The 15,661-nt window shown below is 70.8% G+C and carries 16 protein-coding genes; 6 read left to right on the top strand and 10 right to left on the bottom strand.

The genetic code is table 11. The annotated features are described in order from the left end of the window. Nucleotides 1–18: 18 nt before the first annotated feature. Nucleotides 19–702 (bottom strand): tRNA (guanosine(37)-N1)-methyltransferase TrmD, encoded by a 684-nt coding sequence (gene trmD, locus BLR91_RS09865; protein WP_089875472.1) that lies wholly within the window; start codon nucleotides 700–702, stop codon nucleotides 19–21. Between the two features lie 26 nt (nucleotides 703–728). Beyond that, nucleotides 729–1,940, bottom strand: a complete 1,212-nt coding sequence (locus tag BLR91_RS09870; RefSeq protein ID WP_089875471.1) for an MFS transporter — start codon at nucleotides 1,938–1,940, stop codon at nucleotides 729–731. A gap of 46 nt (nucleotides 1,941–1,986) precedes the next feature. On the opposite strand from BLR91_RS09870, the gene BLR91_RS09875 reads away from it, so the two are divergent. Next, a complete protein-coding gene (locus BLR91_RS09875; protein ID WP_089875470.1) occupies nucleotides 1,987–2,655 on the top strand; it encodes a GntR family transcriptional regulator in 669 nt (222 codons plus the stop codon). A gap of 3 nt (nucleotides 2,656–2,658) precedes the next feature. Here the strand turns inward: BLR91_RS09875 and BLR91_RS09880 are convergent, their stop codons facing one another. From BLR91_RS09880 to rpsP, 4 genes are all read right to left on the bottom strand, one after another. After that, nucleotides 2,659–3,051, bottom strand: a complete 393-nt coding sequence (locus BLR91_RS09880) for a hypothetical protein (RefSeq protein ID WP_089875469.1) — start codon at nucleotides 3,049–3,051, stop codon at nucleotides 2,659–2,661. A 74-nt stretch (nucleotides 3,052–3,125) separates the two neighbouring features. After that, nucleotides 3,126–3,833 carry a ribosome maturation factor RimM gene (gene rimM / locus BLR91_RS09885; protein ID WP_231918875.1) on the bottom strand — a complete coding sequence of 236 codons (708 nt, stop codon included), beginning with the start codon at nucleotides 3,831–3,833 and terminating at the stop codon, nucleotides 3,126–3,128. After that, entirely contained in the window at nucleotides 3,796–4,026 is a 231-nt protein-coding gene (locus BLR91_RS09890) for an RNA-binding protein (RefSeq protein WP_018190686.1), read from the bottom strand. The genes rimM and BLR91_RS09890 overlap by 38 nt, the downstream gene beginning before the upstream one ends. Before the next feature lie 4 nt (nucleotides 4,027–4,030). Next, nucleotides 4,031–4,513 (bottom strand): 30S ribosomal protein S16, encoded by a 483-nt coding sequence (gene rpsP / locus BLR91_RS09895; RefSeq protein WP_018190685.1) that lies wholly within the window; start codon nucleotides 4,511–4,513, stop codon nucleotides 4,031–4,033. A 180-nt stretch (nucleotides 4,514–4,693) separates the two neighbouring features. On the opposite strand from rpsP, the gene BLR91_RS09900 reads away from it, so the two are divergent. The 4 genes from BLR91_RS09900 (at nucleotide 4,694) to BLR91_RS09915 (ending at nucleotide 8,151) form a co-directional block, all read left to right on the top strand. Further along, nucleotides 4,694–5,830, top strand: coding sequence for a glutamate--cysteine ligase (locus BLR91_RS09900; RefSeq protein WP_089875468.1), 1,137 nt, complete (start codon nucleotides 4,694–4,696; stop codon nucleotides 5,828–5,830). A gap of 79 nt (nucleotides 5,831–5,909) precedes the next feature. Then, entirely contained in the window at nucleotides 5,910–6,596 is a 687-nt protein-coding gene (locus tag BLR91_RS09905) for an SGNH/GDSL hydrolase family protein (protein WP_089875467.1), read from the top strand. Between the two features lie 35 nt (nucleotides 6,597–6,631). Beyond that, nucleotides 6,632–7,321 (top strand): SGNH/GDSL hydrolase family protein, encoded by a 690-nt coding sequence (locus BLR91_RS09910; protein ID WP_231918876.1) that lies wholly within the window; start codon nucleotides 6,632–6,634, stop codon nucleotides 7,319–7,321. Nucleotides 7,322–7,404: 83 nt separating this feature from the next. After that, nucleotides 7,405–8,151, top strand: coding sequence for an SGNH/GDSL hydrolase family protein (locus tag BLR91_RS09915; protein ID WP_018190681.1), 747 nt, complete (start codon nucleotides 7,405–7,407; stop codon nucleotides 8,149–8,151). An 18-nt stretch (nucleotides 8,152–8,169) separates the two neighbouring features. Here the strand turns inward: BLR91_RS09915 and ffh are convergent, their stop codons facing one another. From ffh to ftsY, 3 genes are read right to left on the bottom strand one after another with little or no spacing between them, the layout of a single operon-like run. Then, nucleotides 8,170–9,747 carry a signal recognition particle protein gene (gene ffh / locus BLR91_RS09920; RefSeq protein ID WP_089875465.1) on the bottom strand — a complete coding sequence of 526 codons (1,578 nt, stop codon included), beginning with the start codon at nucleotides 9,745–9,747 and terminating at the stop codon, nucleotides 8,170–8,172. A 49-nt stretch (nucleotides 9,748–9,796) separates the two neighbouring features. Next, on the bottom strand, nucleotides 9,797–10,300 hold the full coding sequence (locus BLR91_RS09925) for a DUF2004 domain-containing protein (RefSeq protein ID WP_018190679.1): 504 nt from the start codon (nucleotides 10,298–10,300) through the stop codon (nucleotides 9,797–9,799). Between the two features lie 9 nt (nucleotides 10,301–10,309). Continuing rightward, complete coding sequence (gene ftsY, locus BLR91_RS09930) at nucleotides 10,310–11,185, bottom strand: signal recognition particle-docking protein FtsY (RefSeq protein WP_018190678.1); 876 nt, start codon at nucleotides 11,183–11,185, stop codon at nucleotides 10,310–10,312. Between the two features lie 35 nt (nucleotides 11,186–11,220). Here ftsY and BLR91_RS09935 point away from each other — a divergent pair, with 35 nt between their 5' ends. Next, entirely contained in the window at nucleotides 11,221–12,027 is an 807-nt protein-coding gene (locus BLR91_RS09935; protein ID WP_231918877.1) for a CHAD domain-containing protein, read from the top strand. Between the two features lie 19 nt (nucleotides 12,028–12,046). Here BLR91_RS09935 and smc read toward each other — a convergent pair whose 3' ends face one another. After that, nucleotides 12,047–15,589: a chromosome segregation protein SMC gene (smc, locus tag BLR91_RS09940; protein ID WP_089875463.1), complete on the bottom strand. Its 3,543-nt coding sequence runs from the start codon at nucleotides 15,587–15,589 to the stop codon at nucleotides 12,047–12,049. Nucleotides 15,590–15,661 lie beyond the last annotated feature (72 nt).

Consider the following 15,661-nt stretch of genomic DNA (forward strand, 5'->3'; position numbering starts at 1 on the left):
CGACGGTGGGCGGAGGGGTTACGGGAGGAGGTCGGGGCGGACGGCGCGCGTGCGCTCGAGCTGCTGCTCGCGACGCCACGCGTCGACGGCCCCGTGGTTGCCGGAGAGCAGCACGGGAGGCACCTCCCGGCCGCGCCAGACGGCGGGCTTGGTGTAGCTGGGGTACTCGAGCAGGCCGTCCTCGTGCGACTCCTCGACGAGGCTCTCGGGGTTGCCGACGACGCCCGGGATGAGCCGGCCGACCGCCTCGATCATCGCCATCGTCGCGACCTCGCCGCCGTTGAGCACGTAGTCGCCGATGCTCATCAGCCGCACCCGGGCGCGAGCAGCCGTGTCGTCGAAGACGCGCTGGTCGATCCCCTCGTAGCGTCCGCAGCCGAACACGATGTGCTGCTCCTGGGCCAGTTCGCGCGCGATCGCCTGGGTGAAGACCTCGCCTGCGGGCGACGGGAAGATCACGACGGGGTCGGATGCGCCGTCCAGGATGCCGTCGAGCGCCTCGCCCCACGGCTCCGGCTTCATGACCATCCCCGCTCCCCCGCCGTACGGGGTGTCGTCGACCGTCCGGTGGCGGTCGTGCGTGTAGTCACGCAGGTCGTGGACGCCGAGCTCGATGAGGCCGGACTGCCGGGCCTTGCCGAGCAGGGAGATGTCGAGCACATCGAAGAAGGTCGGGAAGATCGTGACGATGTCGATGCGCATGGGGAAAGTCTAGAAGGGCGCCGGCGCTAGGCCGGGACGACCGCCAGCTCGCGGTCTCGCGGGACGAGCGGCGTCGCCACCGCAGGGCACAGCGCGACGACCGCGAAGGCGACGGGATACCCGACCCAGCCGATCAGCGCCCCGACGGCCGGTCCGACGACCGATGCGGCGAGGAACTGGCCGGTGTTCTGCGCCCCGAGGGCACGCCCCGACCAGAAGGGCCCGGCGATCTCGGCGACCGACGTGTAGGCCAGGCCGTTGTCGGCGACCGTGACGATCGCCGCGACGATGAGGATGACGGCGGCCGCCACAGACCCGAGGGCTGAGGCCGCCGCCATCAGCAGCATGACCGCGACGGCGCACACACTGACCCACCGCAGCGGTCGCAGGTGACTGCCGACCCGATCGCTTAGCACGCCGACCCCGATGCGGCCGATGGCGCCGGCGAACTGGCTCACCCCGATGACGATGCCCGCGGCCAGCGACGAGAAGTGCAGCTGCGACACGAGCCAGACCAGCCCGAAGGTGGAGACGGTGAACTGCGGGACGACGAGCAGCATGGAGACGGCGTGGATGCGCCACAGCAGCGACGTCTCGCGGTACGGCCGCCACACGGCCTGAGGATGGGCGTCCTCCCCCTCGGCGGCCTTCCGCGGTGGCCGCGGCGGGTCGACGATCCCGATCGCGCAGAGCACCGCGGACACGCCGCAGAGGACGGCCGGCACGATCAGCGCGGCGGCGATCCCGCCGTTGGCCGCGAGCAGCGGCACGCTGACCGCGGCGATCGCCACGCCGAGCGGCTGGCACATCTGGCGGATGCCCATCGCGAGCCCGCGCCGCTCTTTCGGGAACCAGCCGATGACCACGCGCCCGCTCGCCGCGTTGGGGCTGGCGGACGCCATCCCTCCGACCAGGAACAGCGCGCCGAGCGCGACGTACGAGTCGACGAACATCGCGGCGACGGCCGCCAGTGCGGTGAGGGCGAGCCCCGACGCGATGACCCAGCGCTCGCCGATCCGGTCGCTCAGCGCTCCCCACGCGATCAGGGTGAGCACGAGGCCCAGAGTGGGAGCGGACGCGAGCAGACCCGCCTGCGCCAGGCTCAGCCCGCGCTCGGTGTGCAGCAGCGGGATGAGGAACGCCGGCGTGGAGACGAAGACGGTCGAGCTCGCCTGGGCGAGGACGCCGAAGGCCAGCATGAGCCACGGACGGGGACGGCGCACGGTTCGGGCGAACATGGGTATACCCTAACGGTATACCAAGCCGGTATACCAAAGGAGTCTGATGTCCGAGCAGCTGCCCGTCGCCGAGGCCTCCCGCGTCTACGACCGTCTCCGCGCCGAGATTCTCGACCTCGACCGCGTGCCCGGCTCGCGCCTCACCGAGCGCGGCCTCGAGGGGGAGCTCGGCGCCTCTCGCACTCCCCTGCGGTCGGCGCTCATGCGGCTGGAGTCCGAAGGACTGGTGGGCCGGGAGGGGCGCGGCTGGCAGGTCACGCCCATCGACCTCGGCGAGATCGCCAGACTGAGCGAGTTCCGGGATGCGGTCGAGACCGCCGCCGTCCGGCTCAGCTGCGCGCGCGCAACGGACGCCGCGATCGCCACCCTGCGCGAGCACCTGGACGGGTGGGCGGAGGACCACTCCCCTGACGGCGCCGTGCGGACCGGCACCGAGTTCCATGTCCGACTCGCCGCCCTCTCGGGCAACCCGTTCTTCGCGGATGCGGTCGCCGATGCCATGACCCGCCTGGCCCGCGCGCGGTGGCTGGTCGCCCGCGACGAGGACGCCGCGAGCGAGCACCGGGAGATCCTCGCCCTGGTCGCTGCGCGTCAGGCGGACGAGGCTGCTGCACGCATCCATGAACACGTCGTCGGAACCCATGACCGCCTGGTGGCCGCTTTGGGCGCCGATGCGCGCTCGCTGCGCGGACGCGGACTCGCGATCGTCTCCTGACCGTCAGCCGACGAGGTCGGTGACCGGCACGAGCCGGACGAGTGCATCAGCTCCCGCATAGATCCGCGGATCGCCGCTCACCAGGGCATCGCCGTGCAATCGGGTCAGCGCGACATACTCCGCGGCCTCCGTCTGCGCCCAGCCCAGCTCGTCCGCGACCAGCCAGGCGTTGCGCCGCAGCACACGGTCACCGAGCAAGCGCACAGGAAGCCGGTCGACGGCCGCGAGCAGGGTTCGGGCTTCCGCCGGTTCACGCCGCCCTGAGCGCACGTCCGCGTGCAGGAGCGACAAGGTCTGCGACCGCAGCAGAGTCGGCGCCAGCAGCGCCTCCGATCCACTCCACCCGCATTCGGCCAGCCGGACGGCTGCGGGAGCGTCGATCACGTACGCGGTCATGCCGCATTCTGTCCACGACCCGGTGCCAAAAGGAAGAGGGCGACCCGTTCGGGTCGCCCTCTTCGGGTCGTGGATCAGTCGTCGGACGCAGGCGCGGCGGGTTCGCCTTCCGAGTCCGCCTCCGACTCGGCGTCGCCCTCCGGCTCGTCGTCGCCCTCCGGCTCGTCGTCCGGCAGCTCCTCGAAGAGCCCGGCGGGCGGAGTCAACGTGACGGTCCCGGCGGCGATATCGACCTCCGGGACGATCGCCTTCACGAACGGCACGAGCACTTCGCCGCCGGCCGTCGCGATCGCCAGCAGGTCCTGCGCGGGCAGATGGTCGACGCGAGCCACGCGTCCGACCGTCACGCCGTCGCGCACCGCGTCCAGGCCGACCAGCTGGTGGTCGTACCAGGCGTCCTCCTCGTCGGGGAGCTGCGTGGCGTCCTGGCTGACCCAGAGGATCGCCTTGATCAGCGTCTCGGCCTCCGTGCGGTCGTCGACGCCGGCGAAGAACCCGACCGGGTGGCCGTTGTACCAGCGGAGTTCGCGGAGTTCGAGCGTCTTGCCGTGCCACTTGGACGCGGTGGGCACCTGCAGGGTGAACACCGCCCCCGGGACGAACCGCTTCTCCGGTTCGTCCGTGTAGAGCTCCAGCTTGATGGCGCCCTTGAGGCCGTGCGCCTTCGTGAGGCGCCCGACGCGCAGCTCGGTCTGACCGGGCCGGGGGGCGACCTCCTTGCGAGGCAGTTTGTGGTCCGCCACCTCAGTCGTCGACGACGTCGACACGGACGCGCCGGCCATCGGCCAGCGCGGCAACGAGCGTGCGGAGAGCCTTCGCCGTGCGGCCGGACCGGCCGATCACCCGGCCGAGGTCCTCGGGGTTCACACGAACCTCGAGGACCTCGCCACGCGGAGAGCTCTTGGCCACGACGTGGACGTCGTCAGGGTGATCGACGATCCCCTTGACCAGGTGCGTGAGCGCGGGTGCGAGCAAGACGTCAGGCCTTCTCGTCGGACGCGTCGTCAGCGATGGCCTCGGCCTCGGCGACGACGTTGGCCTCGTCGGCCTCCTCGCGCTCGACCTCGGCCTCGACGACGGCCTCCGCCTCGGCGGCGACCTCGGCCGGCTTCTCAGCCTTGGGCTTGAGGACCGGCTTCTTCTTCTCGTCGGCGACGAACTCGGCCTTGCCCTCGGCGACCTTGACGGTGCTCACGGCGTTCTTGTCGCCCTTGAAGCGACCCCAGTCGCCGGTGAGCTTGAGCAGCGCGGTGACCTGCTCGGTCGGCTGGGCGCCGACGCCGAGCCAGTACTGCGCACGCTCGGAGTCGACCTCGATGCGCGAGGGCTCCTCGGTCGGGTGGTACAGACCGATCTCCTCGATCACGCGACCATCGCGCTTGGTGCGCGAGTCGGCGACGACGATGCGGTAATACGGAGCGCGGATCTTGCCCAGGCGCTTCAGACGGATTTTGACAGCCACGATTCTCCTGTGTGAGTGGATGAGTTGTATCGAACTGACTGCCGTGGGCGTGGGGGCACACGCGGCAGGAGGTCTATGTTCGTCCGCCGCACCGGATAGAGGGTCGGGTACGTCGAACTCAACTAGCTATTCTGTCAGATACTGCGCTGCTTTGAACAATCGGACGGATGGAACGACCGCATGCAGATCGATTTCTCGGAGTCCGAGCGCTCCACCGTCGGCATCGAGTGGGAGATCGCCCTCGTCGACGGCTCGACGGGCGACCTGGTCCAGATCGCCGACGACGTGCTGCGCGAACTGGGCACGCCCGACGGCCGGGAGCATCCCCAGATCACCCATGAGCTGCTGATGAACACGGTGGAGCTGGTCAGCCGCGTCCACCGCACGGTGCCGGCGGCGATCACCGATCTGCAGGAGCTCATCGGCCTGGTCCGGGGCGTCACCGACCCGCTCGGCGTCGAACTGATGTGCGCGGGGACGCATCCCTTCGCCCAATGGTTCGACCAGAAGGTGACGCCGAACGAACGGTACGACCGGCTGCTCGACCGCACCCAGTGGTGGGGGCGGCAGATGATGATCTGGGGTGTGCACGTGCACGTCGGCATCGACTCGGTCGACAAGGCCCTGCCGATCGTCAACGGCCTGCTGACCTATTACCCGCATCTGCAGGCGCTCAGCGCGTCCAGCCCGTTCTGGGCGGGCGCCCGCACCGGCTACGCCTCCAACCGCGCGCTCATGTTCCAGCAGCTGCCCACTGCCGGGCTGCCCTGGCAATTCGGCACCTGGGCCAACTACGAGGCCTACGTCCAGGACCTGGTCACGACGGGCGTCGTGGAGGACCACTCCGAGGTGCGCTGGGACATCCGCCCGTCGCCGAAGTGGGGAACGGTCGAGATGCGCGCCTGCGACGGCCTCTCCACCCCCGACGAGGTCGGAGCCGTCTCCGCGCTCATCCACTGTCTGACCGACCGGATGTCGGGACAGCTGGACGCGGGCGTCGAGCCGGTCACGCTGCAGCCCTGGTTCGTCCGCGAGAACAAATGGCGCGCCGCACGGTACGGCCTCGACGCCGAGATCATCCAGGCGCCGGACGGCAGCGAGCGGCTCGTCTCCGACGACCTCCGCGACCTGGTGGACGACCTCCAGCCGGAGGCCGAGCGACTGGGATGCGTCGACGAGCTGGCGACGGTCCTCACCATCCTGGACACGGGCGCCAGCTACCAGCGGCAGCTCGCCGTCGCGGAGCAGAACGGCGGCAGCCTGCAGGCAGTGGTCAGCTCGCTGACGCACGAGCTGCGCAACGGCCTCGCCCGCTGATCGATCAGCGAACGGGCCCCGAGCCGATCCACCGATCCGCCAAAGCCCATCCATAGCCTCCGGGCGTACGGTGTTTGTCATGCTCGCCCGACGCCCCCTCGCGGCAGCGGCCACCGCGATGACGGCCGCCCTGCTGGCGCTCACCGCCCTCTCGGGCTGCGCGTCGGCCAACGCGGCCTCGAACGCCGCTCTGGGGAAGCAGTCCGCCGCCACATCGTCCGCAGCCACGGCAGAGCACGTCGCGGTGATCGGCGACTCGATCGAGTCCGGCCTCGGGCTCGACCCCTCCGAGGCGTGGCCGGCGCTGGTGGCCTCCGACCATGACTGGCGGCTCGACAACCTCAGCGTGCCCGGTGCCGGCTTCGTGGCCCAGGGGTCCGACGGTCATGACTTCTCCGCCCAGGTGGATGCGGCGATCGCCGCCCAGCCGGACCTCGTCCTCATCGGCGCGTCCGACAACGACCTCGGTACGGACCCCGACCAGCTGAGCACGGCCATCCGCTCGACGGTCGACCGTCTCGCGGCAGCCCTGCCGGATGCGCGGATCGCCGGGTTCAACGCCCTCAGCGGCCAGGCGAGCGACGAGGAGCTCGCCGGCGGCGACGCGGCGCTGCGACAGGCGGTCCTCGACGCCGGTGGCACGTGGCTCGACCTCGGGCAGCCCTATCGCGGCAAGGCCGGACTGGTGCAGGACGACGACGAGCATCCCACCCTCCCCGGCCAGCAGGCGATCGCGGCGGTCGTCGCCGCGAAACTGAGCCTGTGAGAGCCTTCCAAGCCCGCCTGTTTATCCTGTAACGCGTGACGGCCCGACGTTCTCTCCTCACCCTCCTTGCCGCCGCCCTCGTGGCCGCATCGCTGGTCGGCTGCATGGCACCGGCGCAGCCCGCCTCTCGAACGGAGAGTCCGACAGCCTCCCCCACGTCCACTCCGGCGCAGGTCACGGCCGTGGCCATCGGCGACTCGATCGCGATCGGCAACGGCGTGCCGGCCGAGGACGCCTGGCCGCTCCTGGTGGCCGATCGTCTGGGATGGACGCTCACCGACTTCGGAGAGAGCGCCGCCGGTTTCACCGTCAAAGGGCTCAACACGCACACGTTCGACGACCAGGTCAGCGCGACGATCCGGCTGCGTCCGGACGTGGTGATCGTCGCCGCGACCCGCAACGACCTGTTCGCCTCGACCGCCTCCCTGCGCACGGCCGCGACCGCCGCACTGGAGCGCCTGCGCAGCGCCCTCCCCGAGGCGCGCATCATCGGTGTCGGGGCCATCTGGGGATCGGACGCGGCCCCTGCTCAAATCGCGCTGATCTCCTCCACCGTGAAGGCCGCCGTTCTCGGGGTCGGCGGGTCGTGGATCGAAGTGGGCCAGCCGTTCGCCGGGCGCCCCGACCTCGTGCTGGCGGACCATGTCCACCCCACCGTGGAGGGCCAGCGGCTGCTGGCGTCGACCATCTCGGCGGCCATCTCTCGCCGCCTCGTGATCGGGTGACTTGGCCTCGGGTACCACCGGCGCGACACGCCGAGAAGTGAGACACAGCGTTCTCGCAGGTTGGACCGTTTAGCCTCGCACCCGTGCGCACCCTCACCCGACGCCGCTCGCGCCCGCTGAGCACCCGGCTCCCCCTGCTCGCGCCCGCGGCCCTGACGGTGGCACTTCTCGCCCTCGCCGGCTGCGCATCCGCGCCGGCCGCACACCCCGTCGCCGCTCAGGCGACCGCCGTCGCCGCCCCGGACGCCGGCAGCGCCGGACGGGATGCCTCCGGCATCGTCGACGCCGTCGCGATCGGCGACTCGATCGCCTTCGGCAAGGGCGTGACGGCCGATCAGGCGTGGCCCGCTCTCGTCTCGGAGGCGCACGGCTGGCAGCTGACGGACCTCGCGGTGTCCGGCTCCGGCTTCGTCAAGCCGGGATGGAACGGCACGACCTACCGCCAGCAGGTGGATGCGGCGCTCCGCCTCCACCCGCAGGTGATCCTCCTCGCCGCCACACGCAACGACCGCGAGCAGGACCCGGCCGCGGTGACCGCAAACGCCGACCGGATGCTGCGAGAGCTGCGCGAGCGCTTCCCGGACGCCACGATCGTCGGCATCACCGGCATCTGGGGCTCCGACCAGCCGCCCGCGACCATGACCCGCGTCGACGACATCGTCGGGGACGCGGTGCGCGGCGTCGACGGCACCTGGCTCGACATCGGCTTCCCGCTCGTCGGGCACCCGGAGCTGCTCCAGGCGGACGGCATCCACCCGAACGCGGCCGGTCAGAAGGTCGTGGCGCAGACCATCGAGTCGAAGCTCCAGCCGCTCAACCTGGCGCTGTAGCGTGCAGCGAGCCCCGGGTCAGCGACCCAGGAACTTCTGCAGAGCGGCCAGCTCCTCCTCGGACGGCCCGCCCGCGGGCGCCCCCTGAGGTGCTGCAGCGCCACCACCGAGCCCGAACCCGCTGCCACTCGGCGCACCGGCCGTCTTGACGCCGGTGGCCAGCGCGGCGTTCTCCGCCGCGCGCTTGGCCGGGTTGCCCGAACGGGAGCCCTTCTTCTTGTTCTTCTGCTGCTTGCGGCCGGCGTACGAGGCACCGGGGATGGGGCCCATGCCGGGGACGTTCGGAACGCCGCCCTTCGCGACGGTCTTCATCATCTTGGCGGCCTGCTCGAAGCGGCTGACCAGCTGGTTGACCTCGGTGACCGTCGTGCCCGAGCCCTTCGCGATGCGCAGGCGGCGGGATCCGTTGAGCAGCTTCGGGTTCGTGCGCTCGGCCGTCGTCATCGACTGGATGATGGCCTCCGTCCGGACGATCTCGCGCTCGTCGAACTGGTCGAGCTGCTGCTTCATCTGGCCGGCGCCGGGCAGCATCCCCATCATCTTCTTGATCGACCCCATGTTGCGCAGCTGCTGCATCTGCTTGAGGAAGTCGTCGAGGGTGAAGCTGTCGGTCGCGAACTTCTCGGCGACCTTGCGCGCCTCCTCCTCGTCGAAGGCCTGCTGGGCCTGCTCGATGAGGGTGAGGATGTCGCCGAGGTCGAGGATGCGCGACGCCATGCGGTCCGGGTGGAACGGCTCGAAGTCGTCGAGGTTCTCCCCCGTCGAGGCGAAGATGATCGGACGGCCGGTGACCGAGGCAACCGAGAGTGCGGCACCGCCTCGGGCGTCGCCGTCGAGCTTGGAGAGCACGACGCCGGTGAAGTCGACGCCGTCCTGGAACGCCTTCGCGGTCGCGACGGCGTCCTGACCGATCATCGCGTCGATGACGAACAGCACCTCGTCGGGGTCGGTCGCCTTGCGGATGTCGGCCGCCTGCTTCATCAGCTCGGCGTCGACGCCGAGACGGCCGGCGGTGTCGATGACCACCGTGTCGTACTGCTTGGTCTCCGCGAACTTGAGGGCGTCCTTGGCGACCTTCACCGGGTTGCCGACGCCGTTGCCGGGCTCTGGCGCGAACACCGGGACACCCGCCTGCTCGCCGACGATCTGGAGCTGGGTCACGGCGTTCGGGCGCTGGAGGTCGGCGGCGACCAGGAGCGGCGTGTGCCCGTCCTTCACCAGCCACTTGCCGAGCTTGCCCGCGAGCGTCGTCTTACCGGCGCCCTGGAGGCCGGCGAGCATGATGACCGTCGGGGGCCGCTTCGCGAACTGCAGCCGGCGCTGCTGGCCGCCCAGGATGGCGACGAGCTCCTCGTTGACGATCTGCACGACCTGCTGGGCCGGGTTGAGAGCCTTGTTGACCTCGTCGCTCAGCGCGCGCTCGCGCACCTTCGAGGTGAAGTCCTTGACCACCGGGAGCGCCACGTCGGCGTCGAGCAGGGCGCGACGGATCTCGCGCACGGTGCCGTCGACGTCCGCCGGCGACAGCTTGCCCTTGGTGCGCAGGTTCTTGAAGGTGTCCGCAAGACGGTCGGACAGCGTGCCGAAAGTAGCCATGATCCGTATATCTTATCGGGCGACGTCGGCTAAGCGCCGTGAGGGTCAGTCAGTCGCCCGACGTCTCCACCGAGACCACGTCGCCCCGCACGTCGAAGGCGACGGTGAGCAGCGCATCCGACTCGTCCGGGGCGATGGAGTAGTCGAACGTCGCGAACACCTCGTCCTCGTCTGAGTGGTCGGCCTGGATGATCACACTCATCAGCTGCAGGGAGCGCAGCACGTCGATGGCGATGTCACCCGAGTTGTAGACCAGCAGGTCGACAAGGCTGTCCCCCAGCTTGTCGACGTGCTCGTCGATGTAGCTGGAGGTCGCGGACTGCCGCGAACTCAGCTCGGCGACCAGCGCATCCCTGGCCCGCGCGTCGAAGCCCTCGAGCGCCTGGATGAGCGCAGCAGCAGAGTCGAGGGCGAACTCGGGGACGCCGCTCTCGTCGTCGGCCAGGAGCTCGACGTCGACGGTCTGGTCGCCCAGCTCGACGGTGTCGTCCCAGGCGAGTCCACCGCTCGCCGTCTCGTCGATGAGGCCGAAGAAATCATGCTCGATCGCCATGACGCTCCCCTATCCGACCAGCTGCTGTGCGAAGACGTGCGGTGTGAAGCCGGTCAGGTCGTTGATCCCCTCGCCCTGCCCCACGAGCTTGATCGGGATGCCGGTGCGCTCCTGCACGGCGAGCACGAACCCGCCCTTCGCGGAGCCGTCGAGCTTCGTGAGCACCAGCCCGGTCACGCCGGCGTGCTCCAGGAACGCCTCCGCCTGCGCCAGCCCGTTCTGCCCGGTCGTCGCGTCGAGGACGAGGAGCACCTCGGCGATGGGCGCCTGCTTCTCGACCACGCGCTTGATCTTGGAGAGCTCGTCCATGAGGCCGCCCTTGGTCTGGAGGCGCCCCGCGGTGTCGATGATGACGATCTCCGTGCCGTCGCGCTTGGCCTTCTCGACGGTCTGGAAGGCGACGGAGGCCGGATCCTGCCCCTGCTGCTGCGGCCGGACGATCTCGGCGCCCGCGCGCTCGGCCCAGGTCGCCAGCTGCTCGACGGCGGCGGCGCGGAAGGTGTCGGCCGCGCCGACGACAACCGAGCGGTCGTAGGTGCGCAGGAACTTCGCGAACTTGCCGATGGTGGTCGTCTTGCCGACGCCGTTGACGCCGACGACCAGCACGATCGCCGGGCGGTCGCTCAGCTTCAGCGTGGTGTCGAGCTTCGAGAGCCGCTCCTCCATCGTCTCGCGCAGCATCCGCTGCAGGTCGGCCGGATCGGTCGTGTGATACCGCTCCACCTTCGCGCGCAGGTCGTCGATGACCGCCTCTGTCACGTCCGGACCGAAGTCGGCCGTGATGAGCGCCGTCTCGAGGTCGTCCCAGGTGTCGTCGTCGATGGTCTTCTTGGCGAACAGCCCACGGAGGGCGCCCGACAGAGACCAGGGGGTGCGGTCAGCCATGACACTCAGACTAGCCGCGGTTGTACGGTGTGCTCATGTACGCGCTCGTGGGGGTCTCGGCGGAGCTGGCCGAGCAGCTGGTGGCGATCGAGACCGGCGGAGAGGATGCGGTGCATCAGGCGCGGACACGCGTGCGGCGGCTGCGCAGCATCCTGAGCGTGTACCGTTCGGCGTTCGACCGGGAGCAGCAGCGGGCGATGCGCGCCCGCCTGAAACGGCTCGGAGAGCGGCTCGGCCGAGTGCGCGACGCCGAGGTGCGGGCGCGCGACCTCGACGGACTGCTGGGCGCCGAGTCGACGCCCGAGCTCGTGGACGCGGTGGAGGCGCTGGCAGCGGAGGCCCGCGCCGAGCACGAGCGGGCGCTGGGAGGGCTGCTCCAGCACCTGCACGGCCGGGCCCACCGGACCCTTCTCGCCGATCTGCAGAAATTCGCCGCCGATCCTCCGCTGGCGAAGCCGGGACGGAAGCACCCGCGGCGGGTGGTCAGGAAGGGGCTCGCGAAGGCCGCGCGGCGCGTGAGGAAGCGCTCCGGCCAGACGCTGGAGCAGCGGCACGAGACGCGGAAGGCGGCACGGCGCCTGCGCTACGCGGCCGAGGCCGTCGTCGATGACCTCGGCCGGGAGGCGGTGCGGATCGCCGCGGCAGCGGAAGCGGTCCAGGACGCGCTCGGCGACCATCGCGATCTGGTGCTCCTGGCACGCCACCTGCGCGACAAGGCCGACGAGCAGCAACTCAGTGCGTCGGCCGTCGCCGGTATCGCGCTCCTCGCCGCCGAGTGCGACCTGAGGGCGGAGGAGCTCCTGGCCGGGCTCGACGACAAGCTCGCCGCGATCGAGCCCTGAGCGCGCGGCTGCTCGCTCCCTAGCTCGCCTTCTCCTGCGCCACGCGCTGGCCGACCACCGCCGAGACGCCGTCCTGGCGCATCGAGACGCCGTACAAGGCGTCCGCGATCTCCATGGTGCGCTTCTGGTGCGTGATGACGATCAGCTGGCTGCTCTCGCGGAGGTCCTCGAAGATCGTGAGCAGGCGGCCGAGGTTGGCGTCGTCGAGCGCCGCCTCCACCTCGTCCATGATGTAGAACGGGCTCGGTCGCGCCTTGAAGATCGCGATCAGCAGCGCGACCGCCGCCAGCGACCGCTCGCCGCCGGAGAGCAGCGAGAGCCGCTCGATCTTCTTGCCGGCGGGCTTCACCGAGACCTCGATGCCGGTCGTCAGCAGATCGTCGGGATTGGTCAGGCTGATGCTGCCCTGGCCGCCCGGGAAGAGGATCGGGAAGACCTTCGTGAAGGCCTCTTCGGTGTCGGCGAACGCGGACTCGAAGATGGTCTGCATCCGCTCGTCGATGTCCTCGATGATCGTCAGCAGGTCCTTGCGGGTGTTCGTGAGGTCGGTCAGCTGCTCGGTGAGGAACTTGTGGCGCTGCTCCAGCGCGGCGAACTCCTCCAGCGCGAGCGGGTTGACGCGGCCCAGCTGCGACAGCTTGCGCTCCGCCGCGGCCAGCCGCTTCTGCTGCTGCTCGCGCGAGAACGGGACGGTCTCGACCTCGGCGTCGGGCTCGCGTTCCTCGTCGCGCGCACGGTCCACCGGTACCGGCACCTCCGGCCCGTACTCGGCGACCAGCACATCCTCGACAAGGCCCAGCTCGCTGCCCGCCCGCTCCAGCAGGCTCGACAGGTGCAGCTTCTTCTCGTAGATCTGCAGCTCCAGGCCGTGCACCGACTCCGTGATGGCCTGCAGGCGCTCGCGCACCGCGTTCTCGTCGCGACGCAGGGTCGCGAGCTCGTCGTTGCGGCTGGCACGCTCCGCCTCAGCGGTGGCGAGCTCCAGCCGCGCCTGCGCCACGGACCGGTCGACGGATGCCAGGACGGCCGGGAGGGCGCCGATGACGCTCTGGGCCGCATCCAGCTGGCGACGACGGATCACCGCACGCCGGGCGGCCTCCTCGGCGGCGGCGCGCTCGGCCTCCATCCGCCGGGCGAGCGCCTCGCCGCGCGCCTGCTCGGCCCGGACGCGCTCCTTCGCGGTCTCCACCGCCAGGCGTGCCTCGACTTCGGCCTCGCGTGCGGCGTCGAGCTCGGTCGACAGCGCGTCGCGGGCGCTGACGTCGAGGATGGGACGGGGACGCGAACGCGCCGCCTCCAGCTCCGCCTTCGCCTTCTCCGCCGCCTGCTCCGCCTCGGCGACCCGCTCTCCCGCCTGCTCGAGCGCCCGGCTGAGCCGGTCGAACTCGGCCTGGGAGGCCTCCAGCTGGACCTTGAGCCGGTTGACCTGCTCGGTCTGGGCCGCGAGCTTCGCGTCGAACTCGCGCAGGGTCGCGAGCGCGGCCTGCGACTGCTCCTTGGCGACCTGCAGCACACCGCGCTGCTCGGCCAGGGCGAACTTCGCCCGGTCGATCAGCGAGGTGACCTCGGTGAGCCGCTCCTGCGCGGCGTCGCGGTCGGCGATCAACTCGATGCGGCTCTGCTTCGCGCCGGACCCGCCGCGCAGCACATGCTCGGTGAGCACGTCGCCGGTGGTCGTGATGATCGTGATCGGGCCGCCGGTCCCCCGGCCGCCGAACGCCTCGAAGGCACGCCGCGCGGAGTCCAGGTCGTCGGCGATGGCCGTGAACGCGAGGATGCCGCGGACACCGTCGGGCGCATCCACCACGCCTGTGGCCGGAACGACGCCGGCGACGCCGCTGAGGTCGACGTCGGCGGCGGGCGCGTCGGCGATGACCACCTCGACCCGGCCGAGGTCGTCGGCGGCCGCGTGCGTCACCGCGGCGACGGCGGCGTCCCGATCGTCGGCGAGGACGGCATCGGCGAGAGTTCCGAGAGCCGCGGCGATGGCCGCCTCGTACCCGGGATGCACGCGGATGTACTCCGCCACGAGCCCGCGTACGCCGGGCAGGCGCGCGGCAACGAGAGCCGACGATCCGTCCTTCTGGTCCAGTGCGAGCGAGAGGGCGCTGACCCGGGCAGCAAGCGCGTCGCGCTCGCGCTCCAGGGTGTGCAGCTCCTCGCGGAGCCGCTCGATCTCGCCCTCCGCCTCGAACACCGTCGCCTGCGCCAGCTCGTACGCCTCGTCGAGGTCGCCCTCTCCGACGTCGGCCGTCGCGGCCTCGGCCTCCCGGGCGGCGAACTCGGCACGGGCGCGCTCGCGGCGCTCGGTTGCAGCATCCAGCGCGTTCTGCTGACGAAGCACCTCACCGCGCACCGCCGCCAGCCGCTGCGCGGCCGCGTCGGCCTGGCCGTTCAGCTTCGAGATCTCCAGGTCATGGCGCGAGACCAGGGCGCTCTGCGCCGCGATCTCCTCGTCCACCGCGTCCAGACGCGATCGCGCGCTGCGCGTCGCCGCCTGCGCGGCCGTCCACGCGGCCTCGGCCTCGACGACCACACCGCGCAGGCGCTCGACCTCGTCACGGGCGTCCTGCACGTTCTGCGGGGTCACGCTCGGGTTCGCGTCCGGCGCGTCGCCCTGGCTGCCGAGCAACGCGACCCGCTGATTGGCGAGGGTGAACAGCCCGCGCAGGCGTTCCTGCACCGACTCCAGGGCGAAGGCGGTGCTGCGGGCCGAATCCACCGCATCCCCCACCAGCGCCTGCTCGAGTCGCGTGCGGCGCAGCTGCTTCTGCTCGAGCTGCTCCTGCAGCACGATCTGCTCGCTGTGGCGCTCGGACTCGGTGCGACCGTGGTCGTCGAGGGTACGGCGCAGCGTGACGACCTCGTCGGCGAGCAGACGCGCCCGCGCATCCCGCACGACGGCCGCGATGGACTGCGCCTCGCGCGCGATCTCCGCCTGGTGTCCGAGCGGCTTCAACTGGCGGCGCACCTCGCCCGCCAGGTCGCTCAGACGGGTCAGGTTGGTCTGCATCGCCTCCAGCTTGCGGAGGGTCTTCTCCTTGCGGCGACGGTGCTTCAGGATGCCGGCCGCCTCCTCGATGAAGCCGCGGCGGTCCTCGGGGCTGGCGTGCAGGACGGCGTCGAGCTGACCCTGGCCGACGATGACGTGCATCTCGCGGCCGAGACCCGAGTCGCTCAACAGCTCCTGCACATCCAGCAGGCGGCAGGACTGCCCGTTGATCGCGTACTCGCTGCCGCCGTTGCGGAACAGCGTGCGCGAGATCGTCACCTCGGAGTATTCGATCGGCAGCGCGCCGTCGGCGTTGTCGATGGTGAGCTGCACCTCGGCACGGCCGAGCGGACCGCGCGTCGCCGTTCCGGCGAAGATGACGTCCTCCATCTTGCCGCCGCGAAGCGTCTTGGCGCCCTGCTCGCCCATCACCCAGGCGAGCGCGTCGACCACGTTCGACTTGCCGGACCCGTTGGGGCCGACGACGCAGGTGACGCCCGGCTCGAAGGCGAACGTCGTCGGCTGAGCGAACGACTTGAAGCCCTTGAGCGTCAGACTCTTCAAGTACACGCAGGCGAATTTACCGGACGTTCACGCCGCCGCCGCGCCGGAGCGCCGCACGACTCCCCCGTCGAGTACACG

Origin of the sequence: Leifsonia sp. 466MF (genome assembly GCF_900100265.1) — a bacterium.
Taxonomy (GTDB): Bacteria; Actinomycetota; Actinomycetes; order Actinomycetales; family Microbacteriaceae; genus Leifsonia.